This window comes from Kitasatospora aureofaciens, from assembly GCF_019192735.1.
GTDB classification, from domain to species: domain Bacteria; phylum Actinomycetota; class Actinomycetes; order Streptomycetales; family Streptomycetaceae; genus Kitasatospora; species Kitasatospora aureofaciens_A.
The window spans coordinates 37,021-54,854 of the sequence record NZ_JAHTKP010000052.1 but is presented as its reverse complement, the minus strand read 5'-3'; the positions used below and the strand labels follow the sequence as shown (position 1 = coordinate 54,854).

Below are 17,834 nucleotides of genomic sequence, written 5' to 3'. Positions count from 1 at the left end.
GACTGCTCCGGCTGCGGCGGCGGGCCGACCCGGGCGGCGCGCTGCTGGGCGGTGGGGTAGCGGCGGCCGATCCCGGCGGCGACGTGTGCCGTGCCGGCCTGCGGGTCGGACGGCAGCACTGGCAGCACGGCGGCCGCGTCCAGCCGCAGGGCGGGCAGCCCGGACCGGTCCAGCGCCTCCAGGAGCGGGGCGCGGTGGGCGGCCGGCAGCAGACGGGCGAGTGGTTCGGCCGGAGCGGGACCGGCGAGCCGACGGCCCGGCGGCGTGAAGGCCGCGACCAGCCCGTGGAAGCCGCCCCGGGCGGCGGGGGCGGCGGCGAACGGCAGTAACCGCTCGCCGAGCGCGAGGCGCGGTCCTGCGGTGCGCAGCGGGCGGGCGTCCGCGGCGAGGGCGAGCAGGCCGCCGGACGGGCCGGTCAGCGGGTAGGCCCACCAGAGCACGTCGCGCAGGTGGTCCTCGCGGTCGGTGACGGGCATCTGGCCTGCCCAGGGGTGGCCGTCGGCGGTCAGCGTGGCCAGCGTGTCGAGGGCGTCGCAGCGGCGGCGGACGCACCCGCGGCCTGCGCGGGGTTCGACGGCGGGCAGCAGACCGGAGGCGGGACGGTCGTGCGCGACCTCGGCGCGGTGGCCGAACAGCTCCTCGGCGGCCCGGCTCCAGTGCGCGATCCGCCCGGCCCGGTCGACCAGGACGAGGGCGAGCCGGACCAGGGCGACCACGCCGGACGGGTGATCACCCGGTACGGCCTCGGCGCCCGCCGGACGCGGTGTGGAGTTGGGCTCGTCCACCATGGATTCGGTCTGCTCCTGCCTGGCCGCCACGCCTGGAGGCGGCCGTCTCTCTGGAGGAGGCACGCTGTGCGGATACCAGCGAAGCACGGACCGGGCCGGGCTCGATAGCGAAACGGGGAGATTCATCAGGATCGGTTGCACGGCACATGCCTCGCGCCGGTTCGTACCCCCCTTCCGCCCGCTTGACGCGGAGTGCGCGGGGGTAGGGTGGCAGGCCGGGCCGCGCTGCGGGCCGGTCGGCAGGACGCAGACGGCAGGACGAGACAGAGGCGAGACGTGACCGCGCAGAGCCCCGCCCGCTGGACGGACCCGGAGCAGCAGGAGCTGGAGGAGCGGGTCGCCGCCGCCGAACTCGCCTGGCTCAGCATGGACGTCGACGTGCAGACGCTGCGCGTCGAGATCGACAACTTCGCGCTGATCCACCACCAGTTGCTCGGCCCGCTCTACGCCCGGCTGGACGAGCTGGACGCGCTCGTCGCCGAGGCGGTGGCGGCCCGGACCGGGCGGCCGGAGGACCTGCGGCGGGCCGCGGAGGCCCGGCAACAGGTCGAGGAACTGCCCGACCTGGACGCGCTGTTCGACTCCGTCCAGGAGCAGCGGGAGCAGAGCGGCCGGGACGGGGAGCCGGCCCCGCCGCCGCCCGCCGCCCCGGCCAAGGTCCGCCCCGGCCGGGAGGCCCAGCGGATCTACCGTGAGCTGGTCCGCCGCGCCCACCCGGACCTCACCACCGACCCCGCCGAGCAGCAGCGCCGGGCCGCGTTCCTCGTCCGGGTCAACGAGGCCTACGCGTTCGGCGACGCCGCCGCGCTGGCCGGTCTGGCCGCCGAGTGGTCCACCGCGCCCGAGGCCGCGCCCGCGCCGGACGCCCCGGACCGGCTGGAGTGGCTGCGCCGCCGGCTGGAGTGGCTCACCGCCAAGATCGCCGAGACCGCCGCCGAGCAGGTCCGGCTGGAACAGACCCCGATGGGCGAGCTGCTCGCACTCGCCCCGCAGGACCCGGACCGGCTGCTGGAGCAGCTCGCCGAGGAACTGCTCGCCAAGGCCGCCGACCGGCAGGCCGAGCTGGCCCGGCTGCTCGGCGACCCGTCGCCGGTGGGCGACCGCAACCCGTCGCCGGCGGGCGACGGCAACCCACCGCCGGTGGGCGACAATGGCACGGACCCGACCCACTCCCAGGAGAGTCACACGATGTTCGCGCAGATCCCCTCCTCCGCCGCCGCCTCCGTGCCCGCCGATGCCGTCCTGCTGGACGTGCGCGAGCAGGACGAGTGGGACGCCGGCCACGCGGACGGCGCGCTGCACATCCCGCTCGGCCAGGTGATCGCCCGGCTCGGCGAGCTGCCGGACGAGAAGCTGTACGTGCTGTGCCGGGTCGGCGGGCGCTCCGCGCAGGTCGTCCAGTACCTGGTCCAGCAGGGCCGGGACGCGGTGAACGTGGACGGCGGCATGTACGCCTGGGAGAGCGCGGGCCGCCCGATGGTGAGCAGCACCGGCCAGGACGCCTACGTCCTGTAGCCCGTACCGCCGCTCCCCCCGGGCCGTAGGGCAGGATGGGCGCGCGACCGACCCGGGACGGGACCCGGCGGCGCCCGTCCGGCAGGGGGAGTGCGCATGGCCGACAGCACCGACACACCGGCCGGCGGGCGGGTCTGGTCGGGGCCCGCGCAGCTGGTGATCGGCCTGGCCGGGGCGGCGCTGCTGACCGGCACCGGGCTCTTCCTCGGCGCGGTGTTCCTGCACGTCGCGCCCGCCAACTCGGTGTCCCGGCAGTACCGGGCCGAGGTCGACGGTGTGGTGTACCCCGAGTTCGAGCAGAACTGGAAGCTCTTCGCGCCCAACCCGCTCCAGCAGAACGTCAGCGTGGACGCCCGGGTGCGGACCGTCGCGGAGGGCGGCGCCACCCGGACCCACGACTGGACCGGGCTGACCGCACAGGACATCGCCGCGATACGGGGCAACCCGGCGCCCAGCCACGTCGACCAGAACCTGCTGCGGCGGGCCTGGGACTTCTACGACGGCTCGCACAACCCGCAGGACGAGACGCTGACCACCGCCCGCGGCAAGCTCGCCGAGGAGTACCTGAAGCGGATCGCGCTCCAGCGGATCGGGCGGAGCGTGGACGGCGAGCGGGTCCTGGAGATCGAGTTCCGGGTGACCTCGGCCACCGTCCTGCCGCCGTCCTGGAGCGGGGAGGCGCCGCCGCCCGCGCCGAAGGTGCGGGAGCTGCCCTGGTGGCCGGTGGACGACGAGGACTACCGGGGGCTCGGGTGAACGAGGTGTCGCAGCCGCCTGCGTCCGCGGCATCGTCGGCGACATCGGCGGCCGTGGAGCAACGGCTGTCGGACGGCATTCCGCGCCAGGCCGGGCAACCTGCCGCCCCCGGGCCCGCCCAGGCGCCGCGCGGGCCCGGGCCGGGTGAGCTTGTGGCCCGGGGGATGGCCGCGTTCACCGGGCGGGTGCTCGGCCGTCACCAGGCGGCGGTGGTGCGGATCGGCTTCGGCCTGGTCTGGCTCGCCTACCTGCTGCGCGAGTGGCCCCACCGGCGGGTGCTGTACGGCGACCGCTCGCCCTGGTCGATGGACCTCGCCCAGCGGCTGCTGGCGGAGAACGGCGCGTTCACCGTGCTGCCCTGGTTCGGCGGGCGGCTCTGGTTCGAGCTGGTCTACCACCTGGCGGTGCTGGCCGCCGTGGCGGTGGTGCTGGGCTGGCGGACCAGGGCGAGCACGGTGCTGTTCCTGGTCACCGTGCTGTCGCTGCAGAACCGCAACGTCTTCCTCGGCGACGGCGGCGACAACGTCGTCCACCTGATGGCGGTGTACCTGGTCTTCACCCGCTGCGCCGAGGTCTGGTCGCTGGACGCCCGCCGGGCCGGTCCCGGGCGCGTCGGCGTGGTGCTCTGGGCCGTCCTCGGCGCCGTCCTGGCGGTCTGTCAGCTCGGCGACTTCTCAGGCGAGAGCCTCACCTGGACCTCCCCCGCCTTCCCGTACGTCGGCTGGGCGCCGCTGTTCTGGGGGCTCTGGGCGGTGGCCGGGCTCTGGTGGGTGCTCGGACGGCTGCGGCCGGACGGCGAGCCGCGGGCGGTGCTCGACGCGCTGGCGAACATGATCCACAACTGCGCGATGCTGGTGATCGCCGCCGAGGTGATGCTGATCTACGCCACGGCCGGCTGGTACAAGGTGCAGGGCTCGCGCTGGCAGGACGGCACCGCGCTGTACTACCCGCTGCACCTGGACTACTTCACGCCCTGGCCGTGGCTGTCCGCGCTGGCCGGCTCGGCGCTGGTGCCGGTCTTCCTGATCTCGTACGGCACGGTGATCGTGCAGGTCGCGTTCCCGTTCACGCTGCTCAACCGGCGGGTCAAGAACGTACTGCTGGCGGTCATGATGGCCGAGCACCTGGGGATCGCGGTGATGCTCGGGCTGCCGGTGTTCTCGCTCGCGATGATCGCGGCGGACGCGGTGTTCCTGCCGACGGGGGCGCTGCTCTGGGTGGAAGCGCGGGTGCAGCGGGATGTGGTGCGGGCGGGGGCGCGGTTGCTGGGGCAGGCGCTGCGGGATCTGGAGCGGGCTTTGCGGAGGCGGGAGGACGTGAGGTGAGGGGGTGCGGGTGAGGGGCGTGGCAGAGTGAGGGCCATGGACGACGAGGTGGTGCGGGGCTGGCGGGCGGTGGAGCGGGAGCCGGGCACGGTGTTGCTGGACGGGTTCCACCCGCTGAAGCACGCGCTGCGGTTCGGCGGTGACGTCCGGCGGGTGCTGACCGCCGACCGGGCCGCGCTGCTGGCGCTCGCCGCCGAGCTGGCCGAGGACGTCGTGCCGGCGGTGGACGCGCTCGCGGTGGAGGTGCCGGAGCCGGCGCTGCGGACGCTGGCGCCCCGGCTGCACCCGACCGGGGTGATCGCGCTGGCCGTCCGGCCGTCCGCCGAGGCCAACCGGGCCGTGCTCGACCGGCTGCCGCGCCGGGCGCCGGTCGTGCTGCTGGAGAACCCGCGCAACCTGGGCAACGTCGGCGCGGTGATCCGGCTGGCGGCGGGCTTCGGCGCCACCGGGGTGGTCACCACCGGCGATCTGGATCCCTGGCACCCGACCGTGGTGCGGGGCAGCGCGGGCCTGCACTTCGCCACCGCGGTCGAGCGGCTGGCGCTGCCGGAGCTGCCCGCCGGGCCGCTGTACGTGCTGGACCCGGAGGGCGCGGACATCCGGACGCTGGACTTCCCGGACGATGCCCTGCTGGCCTTCGGCACCGAGCGGCACGGCGTCTCGGACGAGCTCAAGGCGCGCGCGGACCACCTGGTGGCGGTGCCGATGCAGCCGGGGGTGTCCAGCTTCAACCTGGCGACCAGTGTCGCGATGGGGCTCTTCCACTGGATGTCGTCGAAGCGGTGAGGCACGAAGCGGTGAGGCCGAAGCGGTGAGGCGCGGCGCCCGGGCGGGCACCGCGCCTCTGCGGAAGGGGCGTCAGGAGAAGAGGCGGCCCCAGGTCTCCGGGCCGGGGTAGCCGTCGGCGTCGGCGCCGCTCCAGCCCTGGGCCTGCTGGAAGGCCTGGACGTTGCGGCGGTCGCTCTCGCTCCACTGCGGGCCCGGGCCGACGCTGTAGGCGCCGCCGAAGCCCTTGCGGACCAGTTGTTCGCCGAGCTGCCGGACGTAGTCGTTGGAGGCGCCCGGGCCGAACTTGTCCGCGCCGGGGAAGGCGGGTACCCCGGTGCCCGGCTGGACCGGCGGCGGCAGCGGGGTGCCGGCGTCGATGTTCCGGCCCTTGCCGTAGACCAGGTAGTCCCAGGTGTCCTTGCCCGGGATGCCGTCGGCCTCGCTGCCCTGCCAGCCCTGGGCCTGCTGGAACGCCTGGGTGGCCTTGCGATCGGCCTCGCCCCACCGCGGTCCCGGGCCCTCGGAGTAGAAGCGGGCGCCGCCGCGCTGCACGAGCATCTGGCCCAGCTTGGTGACGTACGCGTTGTTGGCGCCCGGGCCGAACTTGTCCGCGCCGGGGAAGGCGGTCGAGGAGGTGCCGTCGTTGCTGCCACCGGAGAGCCCGGTGTAGCGGTAGGGGACGTACGAGCCGGAGTTGTTCCAGTACGCGTACGGGGTGGCCCGCTTCTTCGTGCCGGGGGAGGTCTGCTCGTAGGCCAGGTAGCGGGTGCGGGACGAGTCCGTCCAGCCGCCGAAGATCGCGACGTGCGAACCGGCCTGCGGGTTGGCCGGGTTGTTGTAGATCAGGACGTCGCCGGGCTGGAGGTCGGCCTTGCCGATCCGGTCGGCGAAGTTCGGCAGGGTCCAGGTGGTCTGGCTGCTGCCCAGGCTCCAGGCCATCGAGACGAAGCCGGAGCAGTCCTGGCGGTAGCCGTCCGACCAGTAGCGGCCCATGCTGTACGGGACCTGCTGGTCGACCCAGCTCTGGGCGCGCCGGACGATCTGCGCTCTGGTCAGCGGCTGGGCGGCGGCGCGCGGGGCGGCGAAGGCACGGGCGCCGGGGGCCTCGCCGTAGAGGCCGCTGACCTCGCCCTGTGGGTTCTGCGGGGACCGGGTGCTGCTGCTGCCGCCCGGGGTGGGACCGGGGCTCGGGGCGGGTGCCGCGGCGGCCGAGGTGGCGGCGGCGGTGCCGCCACCTATCGCGGTGCCGACGGCGGCCATCAGCACGGCGGCCCGGCGGCGGATGCTGTGGGCCGAGGCGTGCCCGCCCGCGTGCACCGGTGCGGCGCGCAGCCGGGCCCGGCGGCGGGCAATGCAGCCCCCGCATACGCAGTCCTCGTCCGGTTCGACCTCGTCGAACTCCAGCAGCGGGGACAGGTGGTCGGTACGGGTCATGGTCCGCCTCTTTCCTGGTCAGGCCTGACGGTGTGACAGGGCTGACCTTCCCGGGCCGGTTCCGCTGGCATCGGGACCAAAGTCCCAAACCGGGCGGAGCCCGGCGCGGCGGGTTGCGCCGGGCGGGTGGCGGCCGTTCGGCGGCCCGGGCGTGGCGTGGGTGGGCGGGAAACGGTAGCGCCGGTGCCGACCTGGCGTCCGGTCAGCTGTGGCCGGCTAACCGGCGGTGGGCGGGTTGGCGGGCGAGTACTCGGGGTCGGTCCACGTCAGCGGGGTGGCGTCGGCCAGTTCGAGGACGCCGGTGACGGTCAGTTCGACCATCCGCTGGGCGCCCGGGATGCCCGCACGGGCCTCGGCGGACCAGTCGGTGCGGGCCTCGCCGGTGACGAGCAGGGCGCCGCCGGTCTCCCAGTCGGGCAGCAGGAGGCCGGTGCGCGGGTCCAGCTCCAGGTTGCCGAGCGTCATGAACATGCTGTTGCCCGGGTACTCGGGCCAGCACAGCCGGTCCGGCGCGGTCGCCCGCAGGAAGCCGGGAAAGCCGCCCCGGTGGGAGGCGTCCACGCTGCCGTCCGGGCCGACGGTGGCGACGAAGAAGGTGTCGGCGGTGGCGGCGGTCAGCTGCTGGACGGTGGACAGGGCCTGGCCGGCGGCCACCACGCGCGGCGCGCCGGCGTCCGGGCGGTCCGTCGGGGTGCGGCGCTGGATGTACTTCGGGCAGTTGGCGACCACCTGCTCGGCGGTGATCACCAGGCCGCCCCGGCGGTCCGGCACGGAACGGCCGTTGAGCCGCATCCGGCGCCGGCCGGCCGGGTCCAGGGCGATCGTGCCGACCTGCGCCGGGCCGGCCAGGGCGGCGGCCAGCGGGTCGTGCTCGGACGGCAGGGCGGCGACCGTCAGGGCCCGCTCGTCCGCGGCCTGGAGGAAGCCCGGGACGCCGGCGAGCTGGGTGGCCCAGACCCGGCCGTCCGGGGCGGCGGCGCCGACCACCAGCATCCGCCGCTCGGTCAGGAAGCGGGCGGCCACCGGGGGGATGGTGCTGCGGATCGACCGGCCGGAGTGGTCGGCCCGGTCCCGCAGGCCGGCCAGCGTCTGGGCGGCCAGCTCGCCGGGGTGGTAGGGCGTGTCGACGCTCGTCACGACGGTCTCCGCTCGGTCGGGTGCAGAAGTCGGGTGCAGAAGTCGGGTGCAGAGGTCGGGTCCGGAAGTCGGGTCCGGAAGTCGGGTCTAGAAGAAGCCGCAGGTCGGGGCGTCGGAGGTGGGGGCGGTGGCGCCCGTCTCCGCGACGCCGGTACGGGTGTAGATCTCCAGCCGGATGCCGTCCGGGTCGGTGAAGAAGAGGCCGCCGGAGGCCGAGCCCTCGCCGTGCGGGACGACGCCGTCGTAGGCGAACCCGGCGCCGAGCTCGCGCAGCAGGTGCTCGGTGGCGCGGACCTCGTCGAGGCTCTCGACCTCGAAGGAGAGGTGGTGCAGGCCAGGGGTGGCGGTGGCGAAGGTGCCCGCGCTCTGCTGCCAGAGCGTCACCACCAGGCGGCCGTCGCGGCCCATCAGGGCGTAGCGGCGCTCCGGGTCGGTGCCCTCGTGCACCACCTGGACGCCGAGGACGGCGCGGTAGAAGTCGATCGAGCGGTCCAGGTCGGTGACGTTCAGGCCCACGTGGCCGGTCTTCAGGGTGCGGAGCAGGGTGGTGCCGGACATGCCTGATCTCCCCGTGGCTGGGCGGCCGGAGAAGCTCATGCCTAACCGGTACTCATGAAGTTAGTGGTTAGGTGATGGAGCGTCAACCAGCATCAGGGCGTGAAGGGGTTAGGTAGTGGCGCAGGGCGACGCCGAAGAGGGGCATGCAGGGGTCGGGTCCTGGCGTGCGGCGACGCCGGAAAGGCCGGGAGGGGTTACTCCCACTCCCACCGGATGCCGATGTGGCCGGGCTGCTGGTCCGGGGCGAGCACGTGGGCGCTCGCGGAGGCGCCGATCCACAGCTGCTCGCGGCGGCTGTCGACGTCCTCGCCCGGCTCGCGGTCGTACCGCTCGCAGTGCACCGGGACGGCCGCCGGGTCGAAGTGCACCTGGAGCACGTACTCGCGCACCTGGGTGGCGAAGCGGCGGCTGTACTCCATCGTGGGGCCGCCCGGCGGGATCTCCACCTCGTACTCGAAGACCGTGCTGTCGCCCAGCCCGAGCGGGCGGTCCAGCATCAGCTCGCCGACGGTCAGCCCGGCCTCCGGGCGGCGGCGGACCCGGCCCAGCCGGCCGTGTCGGACCGAGGTGATCTCGGGGCAGCCGGTGGCCTCCTCGTCGGCCTTGTGCACGACCAGGCAGCGGCCGACGCCGCCGACGGTGGCGCGCACCACCTGGCGCATCCGCAGCAGGTTGCCGCGCCGCTCGGCGTCGACGTAGTACGAGTCGTGGATGCTCAGCCGCTCCAGCTCGCCGGCCGGCGGGGCGTCCAGCTCGGCGAAGATGTCGGCGATCTCCTGCTCGCCGGGCCAGACGTCCTCCAGCCCGAGGTGGCAGGTGTTCGCGGCGGCGGCCCAGCGGCCGCGCGGGCGCGGCGGGCCGAGCAGCGAGGAGAGGGCGCTGTGCGGCAGGCCGAGCAGCTCCTCCAGCAGGTGCACGGCGCGCAGCGAGCTGGCCCGCTCGGGCTGGCTGCGTCCGCGCCGCCAGTAACTCAGCGTAGTGACACTGACTCTGACGCCGCGTTGGGCGAGTGCGGCCCTGATCCGGTCCAGGCTGAGACCGCTGGCCTCGATGGCCAGGTGCAGGGTGTCCGCGAAGCCGCCCGCGCCGGCGGGCCGGCCGGCGGACGGTGGCCCGACGGGTGTCGATGCGGGCGTCGGCGCGGGTGCGGGCGGGCCGGGGCGCTCCGGGCGCTGTCCGACCAGCCGGAGCCGCGCGGCGTCCTGGGGCTGCTGTGCGGCCATGCGGTAACCCTCCCCACCAGGTGCGCTCGGGGGGACCGGGCCGGCGCCGGGGCGCGTCGCCAGCGGCTTCACCGAGCTTTGGGGAACCCTATGCACGGTCGAGAGGCTACGTCATCAGTCGTGCGTATGACAGTGGTCACGGCAGGTGAACCGAATGGTTAGCGATCTTGAAACATTGCGGAAACACCAGGCGGAAGTACCGGGCGGAAAACGGGCGGATGCAACACACCGCCGGGGCGGGCCCTGACGGCGCCGCCCCGGCGGGAGTCTCGTGGTGCTACCGGCCGGTGATCAGTTGACGTTCAGCGCGACGTCGTCGATCACGAAGCTGGTCTGGTTCGAGCCGTCCTCGGTGCCGGTGAACTTGAGGGTCACGGTCTGGCCGGCGAAGGAGGTCAGGTCGACGGTGCGCTGCACGTAGCCGGCGGCGGCGTCCACGTTGGACCAGGTCTTCAGCGTGGTCGAGTTCGCCTGCAGGGTCAGCTTGTCGTACGCGGTGGTGCCGGTCTCGGCGGTGTCGACGTGCAGCCAGAACGTCAGGGTGGCGGACTTGCAGCCGGCCGGGATCGAGACGGTCTGCGCCAGGGTGTCGGTGTGGGTGGTGCCGTAGCCGTCCAGCCAGGCCTTCCAGCTGCCCGAGTGGGCCGGCTGCGAGGAGCTGTTGTCGATCACGCCGCTGGAGGTCGTCCACGGGGCCGCGGTGCCGGTCTCGAAGCCGCCGTTGCCGATCAGCTGGGCCGCGGTGCAGCCGCCGGTGGGCGGCGGGGTGCTGCCGCCGAGCAGGGCGGTGGTCAGCGCGTCGGCGACCGGGGAGCCCCAGCCGGTGACCTGGTCGTAGCCGGCCTTGGCGGAGAAGTCCTGGTTGGCGCCGGTGGTCACGTCGTGGAACGTGCTGCCGTAGCTGCTGCTGTTCGCGACCGCGTACAGCCGCGGGCTCGCCTCGCCGAGGACGGGCTGCCCGGCCGCCTTGGCCTTCTGGTTGAACTGGGCCGCGTAGCCGGACCAGAGCGGCGCGGCCGCGCTGGTGCCGCCGTAGACCTGCCAGCCGCCGGCCGTGTAGATCGCGAAGCCGCTCGCCGGGTCGGCGTTGGAGGCGACGTCCGGGACGGTGCGCATGGTGCCGCTGACGCCGGTGCCGGTCTGCCAGCTCGGCTTGCTGAAGACGGTGGAGACGCCGCCGCCCGCGGTGCTCCAGGCGCTCTCCGAGGAGTAGGTGTTGCCGGAGACCTTGAGGTTGGTGCCGCCGACACCGGTCTGGTGCGGGCTGGAGGCCGGGAAGTCGACCGCCTTGACGGTCGAGCCGCTGGTGGAGCGGGTGCAGTCGCGCGAGCCGTCGTCACCGGAGGCGGAGAAGATCGAGATGCCCTGGGCGGCGGCCTGCTTGAAGGCGTTGTCGACGGCCGTCATCGAGGCGGCGGTGGTGTCCGGCTCGCAGGAGCCCCACGAGATCGAGATGACCGAGGCCTTGTTGTCGGCCACGATCTTGTTGGCCATGTCGATCTCGCCCTGGTCGCTGTTGGGCGCCTCGTAGACCAGCTGGGTCGCCTTGGGCGCCGCGCCGCGGACGATCTCGCTGTCCAGCTCGACCTCGCCCTGGCCCTGGCCGGGGGCGGAGTCGTAGCTGGCGCCGTCCACCGAGACCGTGGAGACGGCCGGGCCGGTCAGGCCGTACTGCGAGTCGTAGGTGCGCAGGTTGGTCGACGAGTAGCCGTCGAACTCCCAGAGGGCGACGGTGACGCCGGTGCCGTCGGCGCCGGTCTTGTCCAGGTTGTAAGCGCCGTCGTACTGGGCCGGGCCGACACCGTTCGGGGTCGAGGTGGCCGCGTTCGGGGTGACCGCGTTCGGCTTGGCGAGGCGGTTCTTGCGCACGGCGTGGTTGTCCAGGCCGTGCACGCCCTGGACGATGTCGGCGAGGTCGGTCGGGACGGAGGCGGCGGCGTCGTTCGCGAAGAAGGTGCGCTGCAGCTGCGGGTCGACGTAGGCGCTCTCGTGGGTGCCGAAGGCCTGCGAGACCTGCTCGGTGGTGCCCTTGGCGCTGATCACCTGGCGGTTGGCGCTCACCTCGGTGACGGTCAGGCCCTGGTCGGCGAGGTACGCCTTGACCTGGTCGACGGCGTCCTGGGTCGGGCCGAACTGGGCGGTGAACTGCTCCGGCGTCAGGTACTTGCCGAACTCCGGGGTGCCCGGGGTGGTGACCGCGGCGAGGAAGCGGTCCAGGGCGTCGGCGTTCCGCAGCTTCAGGCTGACGGCCACCGAGATCTGCTGCTCGGCCGGGACGTCACCCTTCTTCTCGGAGCGGGCGACCGCGGGGTTCACGGTGTTCGGCAGCTCGACGCGCGGGGTGGCGTGGGGGATGGGAGCGGCCTGTGCGGTGGTGACGCCGAGGGAGACGGCGGTCAGCGGCAGCACGGCTATGGCAGCGGCGAGGGCGAGAGAGCGGGGGCGCAACGGATCCTCCTCTTGGCCGGCTGTGGGGGCCGGCAAGGGGCCAGAGCGTTCCGGGGTCGTGAACGCTGGCTAGAACATGACAGAACAACTTGGTGAATTGGTTCATGGTCAAGTAATTCGTTGCTAAAAAACAGTCAACTGTGGAACCTGGTAAGCCCGGGCGTTTCATACAGTGAATGGCCGGAATTCCGGATGTGGTCCACACCAATTCGGGGCGTGTGGGGCGGACGTAGAATCGCGTCGAGCAGAGGGAGAACGATGACTGACGTGATGGCAGACCCGAGGGACCCCCGCCCGCTGATCGGCGAGCCGCTGGCGCTCGACCTGCTCAACACGCGCTGGGCCGGCACGCCCGTCAACGACCTGCTCAGCGGGGCCGACGGGTACGGGATCTGGCTCTCCTCCGTCGGACTGAGCGGGCGCTGCGCGGCCGACGAGGCAGGGCTGGCGGCCACCCTGAAGGCTCGCGAGGTGCTCGGCGCCGCAGTGCAATCACTGGGCGAGAACGGGGAGTTGGGCGAGTCTGCCCGGGCCGGACTGGACCGGGTGCTGGCGCACGGGCGGATCCGGCGGAGGGCCGGGCCGGGCGGGGCCGAGGACCGGATCGAGGTGGACCGGCCGGAGTGGCTGTCGGCCTGGCTGGCGGTGGACGACTTCCTCGGGCTGGTCGGGCAGGGGGCCCACCGGGTGCGGCAGTGCGCGCACGAGGCGTGCATTCTGCATTTCTTCGACGCGTCGCAGAACGGGCGGCGGAGGTGGTGCCGGATGGCGGTGTGCGGGAATCGCGCGAAGGCGGCGCGGCACTATGTGAAAGCGCGTGGGTAGGACGCTGCTGCGGGGGCGCGGGCGCGGTTGTGAGGGGGCGCGGCCGGAGGGCTGCGGGTGCTTGGGTGCGGCGTCGTGGCCTTCCGCTGCGCGCAGATCCCCGCGCCCCGGTCGGGGCGCGGGGATTGAGGCGTGGGGAAGGAAGGGGCGCGGGGGAAGAGCGCCGGGGTGGCGTCAGGCCTTGGCGGGGGTGCCGAGGTGGCTGGCGAGGGCCTCGGCGATGTCGCGGTGGCCGGGGTCGACGGCGGCCCAGGCGGCGTAGCCGTCGGGGCGGATCAGCAGGACGGTGTCGCGCAGCTTGCCGTGCGGGTCGGCGGGGGCGGCGGTGACCAGCTCGTCCGCCCACGGCTCGGCGGCGGTCTGCACGTCATTGCTGACCAGCACGAACTTCCCGGCGCGCAGCGCCTCGTAGAGCCGTTCCGGGGCGGCCGCCTCGCCCTCCCGGGGCTTCTCCAGCGCGGTCAGCCGCAGGTCCGGGACGCGCTTGCCGACCAGGGGATGGGCATCCTTCGGGGCCGGGTAGGCGATGCCGATCCCGGAGATCATCCGGGCGCCGCGCTCGGTGACCGGGTCGAGGTGGCTGCCGATCGCGGTGAGCGCCCCGCGCAGGGCGCGGGTGGGGACGGACTCGGCGAGGGCGAGCCGGATCAGGGCGCCGGAGGTGCGCAGGACGGTCCGGCCGACCGGGTGCCGCTCGGTCTGGTAGGTGTCGAGCAGCGCGTCGGTGGCCCGCCCGCGCAGCGCGGCGGCGAGCTTCCAGGAGAGGTTGGCGGCGTCCTGGAGGCCGGTGTTCATGCCCTGGCCGCCGGCCGGCGAGTGGCAGTGCGCGGCGTCCCCGGCGAGGAAGACCCGGCCGGAGCGGTAGCTGGGCACCTGGCGCTCGTCGCTGTGGAAGGTGGACGTCCAGCGGGCTTCGCGCAGGCCGGGGTCCTCGCCGAGGGCGGCCTCGGTGATGGCGGCGATCCGCTCCAGTGAGGGGGTGGTGCCGTCCGGGACCCGCTCGTGGCGGTCCCAGGCGATGACCCGGTACCAGCCGTCGCCGAAGGGGACGAGGAAGGCGAACCCGGCGTCGTTGGCGCCGACGGTGATGGTGTCGGCGGGCTCACGCTCCAGCCGGACGTCGGCGAGCAGGACGGAGTCGACCACCGACTCGCCGGGGAAGGGGATGCCGAGCAGGTCGCGGACGATCGAGCGGACGCCGTCGGTGCCGACCGCGTACCGGGCGCGATGGGTGGTGCCGTCGGCGGTCTCCAGGGTGACGCCCTCGGCGTCCTGCCGCAGGCCGGTGACCTCGGCGCCGCGCAGGATCGTCGCGCCGGCCCGCACCGCGCGCTCGTGGAGCAGCCGTTCGACGTTGTACTGCGGGGTGATCAGGACGAACGGGAAGCGGGTCGGCAGGCCGGTGAGGTCGACGCCGAGGCGGTTGAACATCCGCAGCGAGCCGAGCGGCCGGCCGGTGGCGATGAGGTCGTCGGCGAGGCCGCGGGCGTCGAGCAGTTCCAGGGTGCGGGCGTGCACGGCGAAGGCGCGGGTGAGGTTGGACTCGGCGCCGCGCTTCTCCAGCAGGGTGACCGCGACCCCGGCGGCGGCGAGGTCGCCGGCCAGCAGCAGGCCGGTCGGTCCGGCGCCGACGATCAGGACGTCGGTGACGGTCGGCTTCGCGGTCATGTGTCAGCTCCCGGTGGTCGGAGGGTGGTTGGCCGCGGTGATCGGCGCTCTCCCAGCCTCCATCATCTCCGCCCCGGACGGGAGCTGAACCGCCGGGCCCCCGGCGGTGGTGATCGCCGGGGGCCCGGGGAGAGGTGCCGGGGGTTCAGCTGTGCCGGCGGATCTCCACCGTACGGAACCGGTTGGCGACGAACGCGCCGTCGCAGTAGGCCGAGTTGGCGGCCGGGTTGGCGCCGGTGCCGTGCAGGTCGGAGAAGGCGGCGGTCTGGTTGGCGTAGACGCCGCCGGTGAGGTTGAGCGAGAGCGAGACGCCGGCGTCCAGCGCGGCCTCGACCAGCAGGGCCTCGACCTGCGGCGAGGTGGTGTAGCCGGAGGCCGTCATCGCGCCCTTGTCGCGGACCGTGGCGCGCAGCAACTCGACGGCGGCGGGGGTGGATTCGACGGCGACGGCGAAGGAGACCGGGCCGAAGCACTCGCTGCGGAAGACCGCGCGGTCGTCCGGCTTGTCGGCGTCCAGCTTGATCAGCGCCGGGGTGCGGACGGCCGCGCCGGGGAACTCGGGGGAGGTCACCGTCCGCGGGGCGAGGGCGAGTTCGCCGTACTCGCCGCCGGCCGCGGCGGCCGAGCGCTGGAGCACGCCGGGGTTGACGATCGCGCCGAGGATGGCGGCGGCGCGGGCGTCGTCGGAGAGCAGGCCGTCGATCGCGGCGGCGAGGTCGGCGACCACCTGGTCGTAGGTCTTGTCGCCCTGGTCGGTGGCGATGCCGCCGCGCGGGATCAGCAGGTTCTGCGGGGTGGTGCACATCTGGCCGCTGTAGAGCGAGAGCGAGAAGGCCAGGTTGCCGAGCATGCCCTTGTAGTCGTCCGTGGAGTCGATGACCACGGCGTTGACGCCGGCCTTCTCGGTGTAGACCTGCGCCTGCTTGGCGTGCTCCTCCAGCCAGTCGCCGAAGGCGGTGGAGCCGGTGTAGTCGATCATCCGGATCGCGGGGTGGACGGCGAGGGTCTGGGCGACGGTGCCGCCCTCGTGCTCGGCGGCCAGGCAGACCAGGTTGGGGTCGAAGCCGGCCTCGGCGAGCACCTCGCGGGCGATCCGGACGGTGAGCGCGAGCGGCAGCACGGCCCGCGGGTGCGGCTTGACCAGCACCGGGTTGCCGGTGGCCAGCGAGGCGAACAGGCCTGGGTAGCCGTTCCAGGTGGGGAAGGTGTTGCAGCCGATCAGCAGCGCGAGGCCGCGCGGGACGACGGTGAACTCCTTGGTCATCACCAGCGGGTCGCGCTTGCCCTGCGGCTTGGTCCAGCCGGCCCGGCGGGGCAGCCGGGTCTGCTCGGCGTACGCGTAGGCGACGGCCTCCAGGCCGCGGTCCTGGGCGTGCGGGCCGCCGGCCTGAAAGGCCATGCCGTAGGCCTGGCCGGTGGTGTGCATGACGGCCTGCGCGAACTCGTGCGAGCGGGCGTTGATCCGGTGCAGGATCTCCACGCAGACGGCGGCGCGCTCCAGCGGGGTGGCGGCGGCCCAGCCGGGCTGGGCGGCGCGCATGGCGGCGATCAGCGCGTCCGGCTCGGCGTGCGGGTAGCCGATGCCCAGCTCGACGCCGTACGGGGAGGCCTCGCCGCCGACCAGGTCGCCGTCGGCGGGGTGGCCGTCGAGGGTGAACGTCGTGCCGAGCAGGGCGTCGAAGGCGGCCTTGCCGTCCGCCGGGCCGCTCTCGCCGTACGCCTTCGGGAACTCGGGGTAGGGCGACCAGTAGTCGCGCTTGGCGGCGGCGTCGAGCGCGGCGTCCAGGGTGGCCTGGTGGCGCGCGACGATTTCGCTGACGAGGGGGTGGGTGACCGCGGACATCTGTGCGCTCCTCAGAAGGGAGGACTGGACACGTCACAGGGTAACCGAACGATCGGTCGGCTCAAGAGGGCAATCGGGCCGGATTTTCGTGGAAACAGATGGGGGCGCGTCCGTGGCGGACGCGCTCCCGAGGGCGGAAACGGCGAACGGTCTACGGCACGCCGAGCTCGAATATGACGTACCCGGCGTACCAGCCGGAGGCCACCGCGCCGGTGCCGAGCACGGCGGCCAGCACCGGCCAGCTCAGCTTGCGCATCGCCACCGCGAGCGCGATGAACAGCGGGAACGCGGGCAGCAGATAGCGCGAGACGTTGCCGAAGATGCCCAGGCTGCCGAGCACCGAGACGATCGTCGCGAGCGTGTAGGCGGTCAGCACCAGCGGCGGGCGCAGCCGGATCATCAGCACGATCAGGACGGGCAGGCTCAGCACGATGAGGGTGGCGAACAGGTCCGGGACGGGGAACGCGAACGGGTAGTCGTTGCGGCCCAGCAGCACACCCCGGATCGCGTAGTAGGTGCCCTGGCCCCAGTCGAAGTAGTGCAGCCAGGCGTCGTGCTGGAGCCGGAAGTAGCCGCCCCACTCGCCCATCTGCGAGCCCACCCAGCCGACGTAGCCGAGCAGACCCACCGGGGCCAGGAGCAGCGCGGTCAGCGGGCGGACGACGCCGCTCTCCCGGCGCCACAGCTCGACCAGCGCGGCCAGGCCGACGGCGCCGATCAGCGCCGCCGCGGTCGGGCGGTTGAGGCCGGCGACCAGGGTGATCACGCCGGCCGCGACCCACTGCCTGGTCATCACGCAGTAGCAGGCCCAGGCGGCCAGCGCGACGAAGGTCGAGTCCGAGTAGAGCGCCCACTCGGCGCCCGAGCCCGGGGCGATCGCCCAGAGGCCGGCCGCGATCACGCCCGCCCGGGGGCCGGCCAGCTTGTCCACCACCGCGTAGATGCCGGCCGCGGCGAGCAGCGAGGCCACCACCGAGACCAGCATCCCGGCGCCGTACAGGCCGAGGCCGGTGACGTCCGAGGTCAGCCGCATCAGGCCCGGGTAGAGCGGGAAGAACGCGGCCGAGTTCTGCTCGATGTTGAAGCCGACCGGGCCGCCGGGGATCGGCACCAGCGCCGGGTGGTAGCCGAACTCGGCCACCTGCTGGTACCACCAGCCGTCCCAGCTGGCCAGGACGTCCCAGGGGTTGGCGCCGCCGCCGAAGCGGGGGTGCTTCTTGACGTAGTCGCCGGAGAACGAGAGCAGCTTCATGAAGACGGCGAAGCCGATCAGCTTGAGCACCGCGTAACACCACACGGCCGGGCCGAACCGGACCACCAGGGCGCGGGCGCGCTCCTGCCACCCGGTGCCGCGTGCTTCCGCCGGTTCGTCGCTCTGCTGCTCGGGCACGTCGGCGACTGCCGGTATTGCGTTCATCGGACTGGACCCCACCCTGCTGGCCGTGGACGATCGTCCGCCGAGTCTAGGGCCTCTCCATTTCTCCGGGGGCGGACCAAATGGTCCCGGTGCTGCTCGGAGCCGGTCGTCCCGGTGCGGACCGGCCGA

General features: G+C 73.7%; 13 protein-coding genes and 1 pseudogene. 5 read left to right on the top strand and 9 right to left on the bottom strand.

What is annotated here, in order from left to right; translation table 11 throughout:
- A pseudogene (locus KV557_RS32540) lies at window positions 1-818 on the bottom strand (PAS domain-containing protein); the annotation flags it as partial.
- Window positions 819-1,064: 246 nt separating this feature from the next.
- Between KV557_RS32540 and KV557_RS44590 the strand changes: the two are divergent.
- The 4 genes from KV557_RS44590 (at window position 1,065) to KV557_RS32520 (ending at window position 5,170) form a co-directional block, all read left to right on the top strand.
- The gene (locus tag KV557_RS44590; protein WP_218205147.1) at window positions 1,065-2,303 is read left to right on the top strand and encodes a rhodanese-like domain-containing protein; all 1,239 of its coding nucleotides are present in this window, start codon (window positions 1,065-1,067) and stop codon (window positions 2,301-2,303) included.
- Between the two features lie 96 nt (window positions 2,304-2,399).
- Window positions 2,400-3,059 (top strand): DUF5819 family protein, encoded by a 660-nt coding sequence (locus KV557_RS32530; protein ID WP_218205146.1) that lies wholly within the window; start codon window positions 2,400-2,402, stop codon window positions 3,057-3,059.
- 164 nt (window positions 3,060-3,223) lie between these two features.
- Window positions 3,224-4,384 (top strand): HTTM domain-containing protein, encoded by a 1,161-nt coding sequence (locus KV557_RS32525; protein WP_218205145.1) that lies wholly within the window; start codon window positions 3,224-3,226, stop codon window positions 4,382-4,384.
- A 36-nt stretch (window positions 4,385-4,420) separates the two neighbouring features.
- The gene (locus KV557_RS32520) at window positions 4,421-5,170 is read left to right on the top strand and encodes a TrmH family RNA methyltransferase (RefSeq protein WP_218205144.1); all 750 of its coding nucleotides are present in this window, start codon (window positions 4,421-4,423) and stop codon (window positions 5,168-5,170) included.
- Window positions 5,171-5,242: 72 nt separating this feature from the next.
- Here the strand turns inward: KV557_RS32520 and KV557_RS32515 are convergent, their stop codons facing one another.
- From KV557_RS32515 to KV557_RS32495, 5 genes are all read right to left on the bottom strand, one after another.
- A complete protein-coding gene (locus tag KV557_RS32515) occupies window positions 5,243-6,586 on the bottom strand; it encodes a peptidoglycan-binding protein (RefSeq protein ID WP_218205143.1) in 1,344 nt (447 codons plus the stop codon).
- 216 nt (window positions 6,587-6,802) lie between these two features.
- On the bottom strand, window positions 6,803-7,723 hold the full coding sequence (locus KV557_RS32510) for a pyridoxamine 5'-phosphate oxidase family protein (protein ID WP_218205142.1): 921 nt from the start codon (window positions 7,721-7,723) through the stop codon (window positions 6,803-6,805).
- Between the two features lie 87 nt (window positions 7,724-7,810).
- Entirely contained in the window at window positions 7,811-8,281 is a 471-nt protein-coding gene (locus tag KV557_RS32505; protein WP_218205141.1) for a VOC family protein, read from the bottom strand.
- A gap of 194 nt (window positions 8,282-8,475) precedes the next feature.
- Window positions 8,476-9,504 (bottom strand): hypothetical protein, encoded by a 1,029-nt coding sequence (locus KV557_RS32500; protein WP_218205140.1) that lies wholly within the window; start codon window positions 9,502-9,504, stop codon window positions 8,476-8,478.
- A 291-nt stretch (window positions 9,505-9,795) separates the two neighbouring features.
- Window positions 9,796-11,952, bottom strand: coding sequence for a protease pro-enzyme activation domain-containing protein (locus KV557_RS32495; protein ID WP_218205139.1), 2,157 nt, complete (start codon window positions 11,950-11,952; stop codon window positions 9,796-9,798).
- A gap of 258 nt (window positions 11,953-12,210) precedes the next feature.
- Between KV557_RS32495 and KV557_RS32490 the strand changes: the two genes are divergently transcribed.
- Window positions 12,211-12,777, top strand: a complete 567-nt coding sequence (locus KV557_RS32490; protein ID WP_256178287.1) for a CGNR zinc finger domain-containing protein — start codon at window positions 12,211-12,213, stop codon at window positions 12,775-12,777.
- A gap of 174 nt (window positions 12,778-12,951) precedes the next feature.
- Here the strand turns inward: KV557_RS32490 and KV557_RS32485 are convergent, their stop codons facing one another.
- The 3 genes from KV557_RS32485 to KV557_RS32475 form a co-directional block, all read right to left on the bottom strand.
- On the bottom strand, window positions 12,952-14,445 hold the full coding sequence (locus KV557_RS32485; RefSeq protein WP_218205138.1) for an FAD-dependent monooxygenase: 1,494 nt from the start codon (window positions 14,443-14,445) through the stop codon (window positions 12,952-12,954).
- Between the two features lie 145 nt (window positions 14,446-14,590).
- Window positions 14,591-16,288, bottom strand: a complete 1,698-nt coding sequence (paaN, locus tag KV557_RS32480; RefSeq protein WP_218205137.1) for a phenylacetic acid degradation protein PaaN — start codon at window positions 16,286-16,288, stop codon at window positions 14,591-14,593.
- 151 nt (window positions 16,289-16,439) lie between these two features.
- Complete coding sequence (locus tag KV557_RS32475; protein ID WP_218205136.1) at window positions 16,440-17,705, bottom strand: glycosyltransferase family 39 protein; 1,266 nt, start codon at window positions 17,703-17,705, stop codon at window positions 16,440-16,442.
- Between the last annotated feature and the right edge of the window lie 129 nt (window positions 17,706-17,834).

Bases quoted from the DNA above. Each gene is read 5' to 3' on its own strand.
- KV557_RS32530 (WP_218205146.1), top strand. From the start codon at position 2,400: ATGGCCGACAGCACCGACACACCGGCCGGCGGGCGGGTCTGGTCGGGG.
- KV557_RS32525 (WP_218205145.1), top strand. From the start codon at position 3,224: ATGGCCGCGTTCACCGGGCGGGTGCTCGGCCGTCACCAGGCGGCGGTG.
- KV557_RS32520 (WP_218205144.1), top strand. From the start codon at position 4,421: ATGGACGACGAGGTGGTGCGGGGCTGGCGGGCGGTGGAGCGGGAGCCG.
- KV557_RS32515 (WP_218205143.1), bottom strand. From the start codon at position 6,586: ATGACCCGTACCGACCACCTGTCCCCGCTGCTGGAGTTCGACGAGGTC.
- KV557_RS32505 (WP_218205141.1), bottom strand. From the start codon at position 8,281: ATGTCCGGCACCACCCTGCTCCGCACCCTGAAGACCGGCCACGTGGGC.
- KV557_RS32500 (WP_218205140.1), bottom strand. From the start codon at position 9,504: ATGGCCGCACAGCAGCCCCAGGACGCCGCGCGGCTCCGGCTGGTCGGA.
- KV557_RS32490 (WP_256178287.1), top strand. From the start codon at position 12,211: ATGACTGACGTGATGGCAGACCCGAGGGACCCCCGCCCGCTGATCGGC.
- KV557_RS32485 (WP_218205138.1), bottom strand. From the start codon at position 14,445: ATGACCGCGAAGCCGACCGTCACCGACGTCCTGATCGTCGGCGCCGGA.
- paaN (WP_218205137.1), bottom strand. From the start codon at position 16,288: ATGTCCGCGGTCACCCACCCCCTCGTCAGCGAAATCGTCGCGCGCCAC.
- KV557_RS32475 (WP_218205136.1), bottom strand. From the start codon at position 17,705: ATGAACGCAATACCGGCAGTCGCCGACGTGCCCGAGCAGCAGAGCGAC.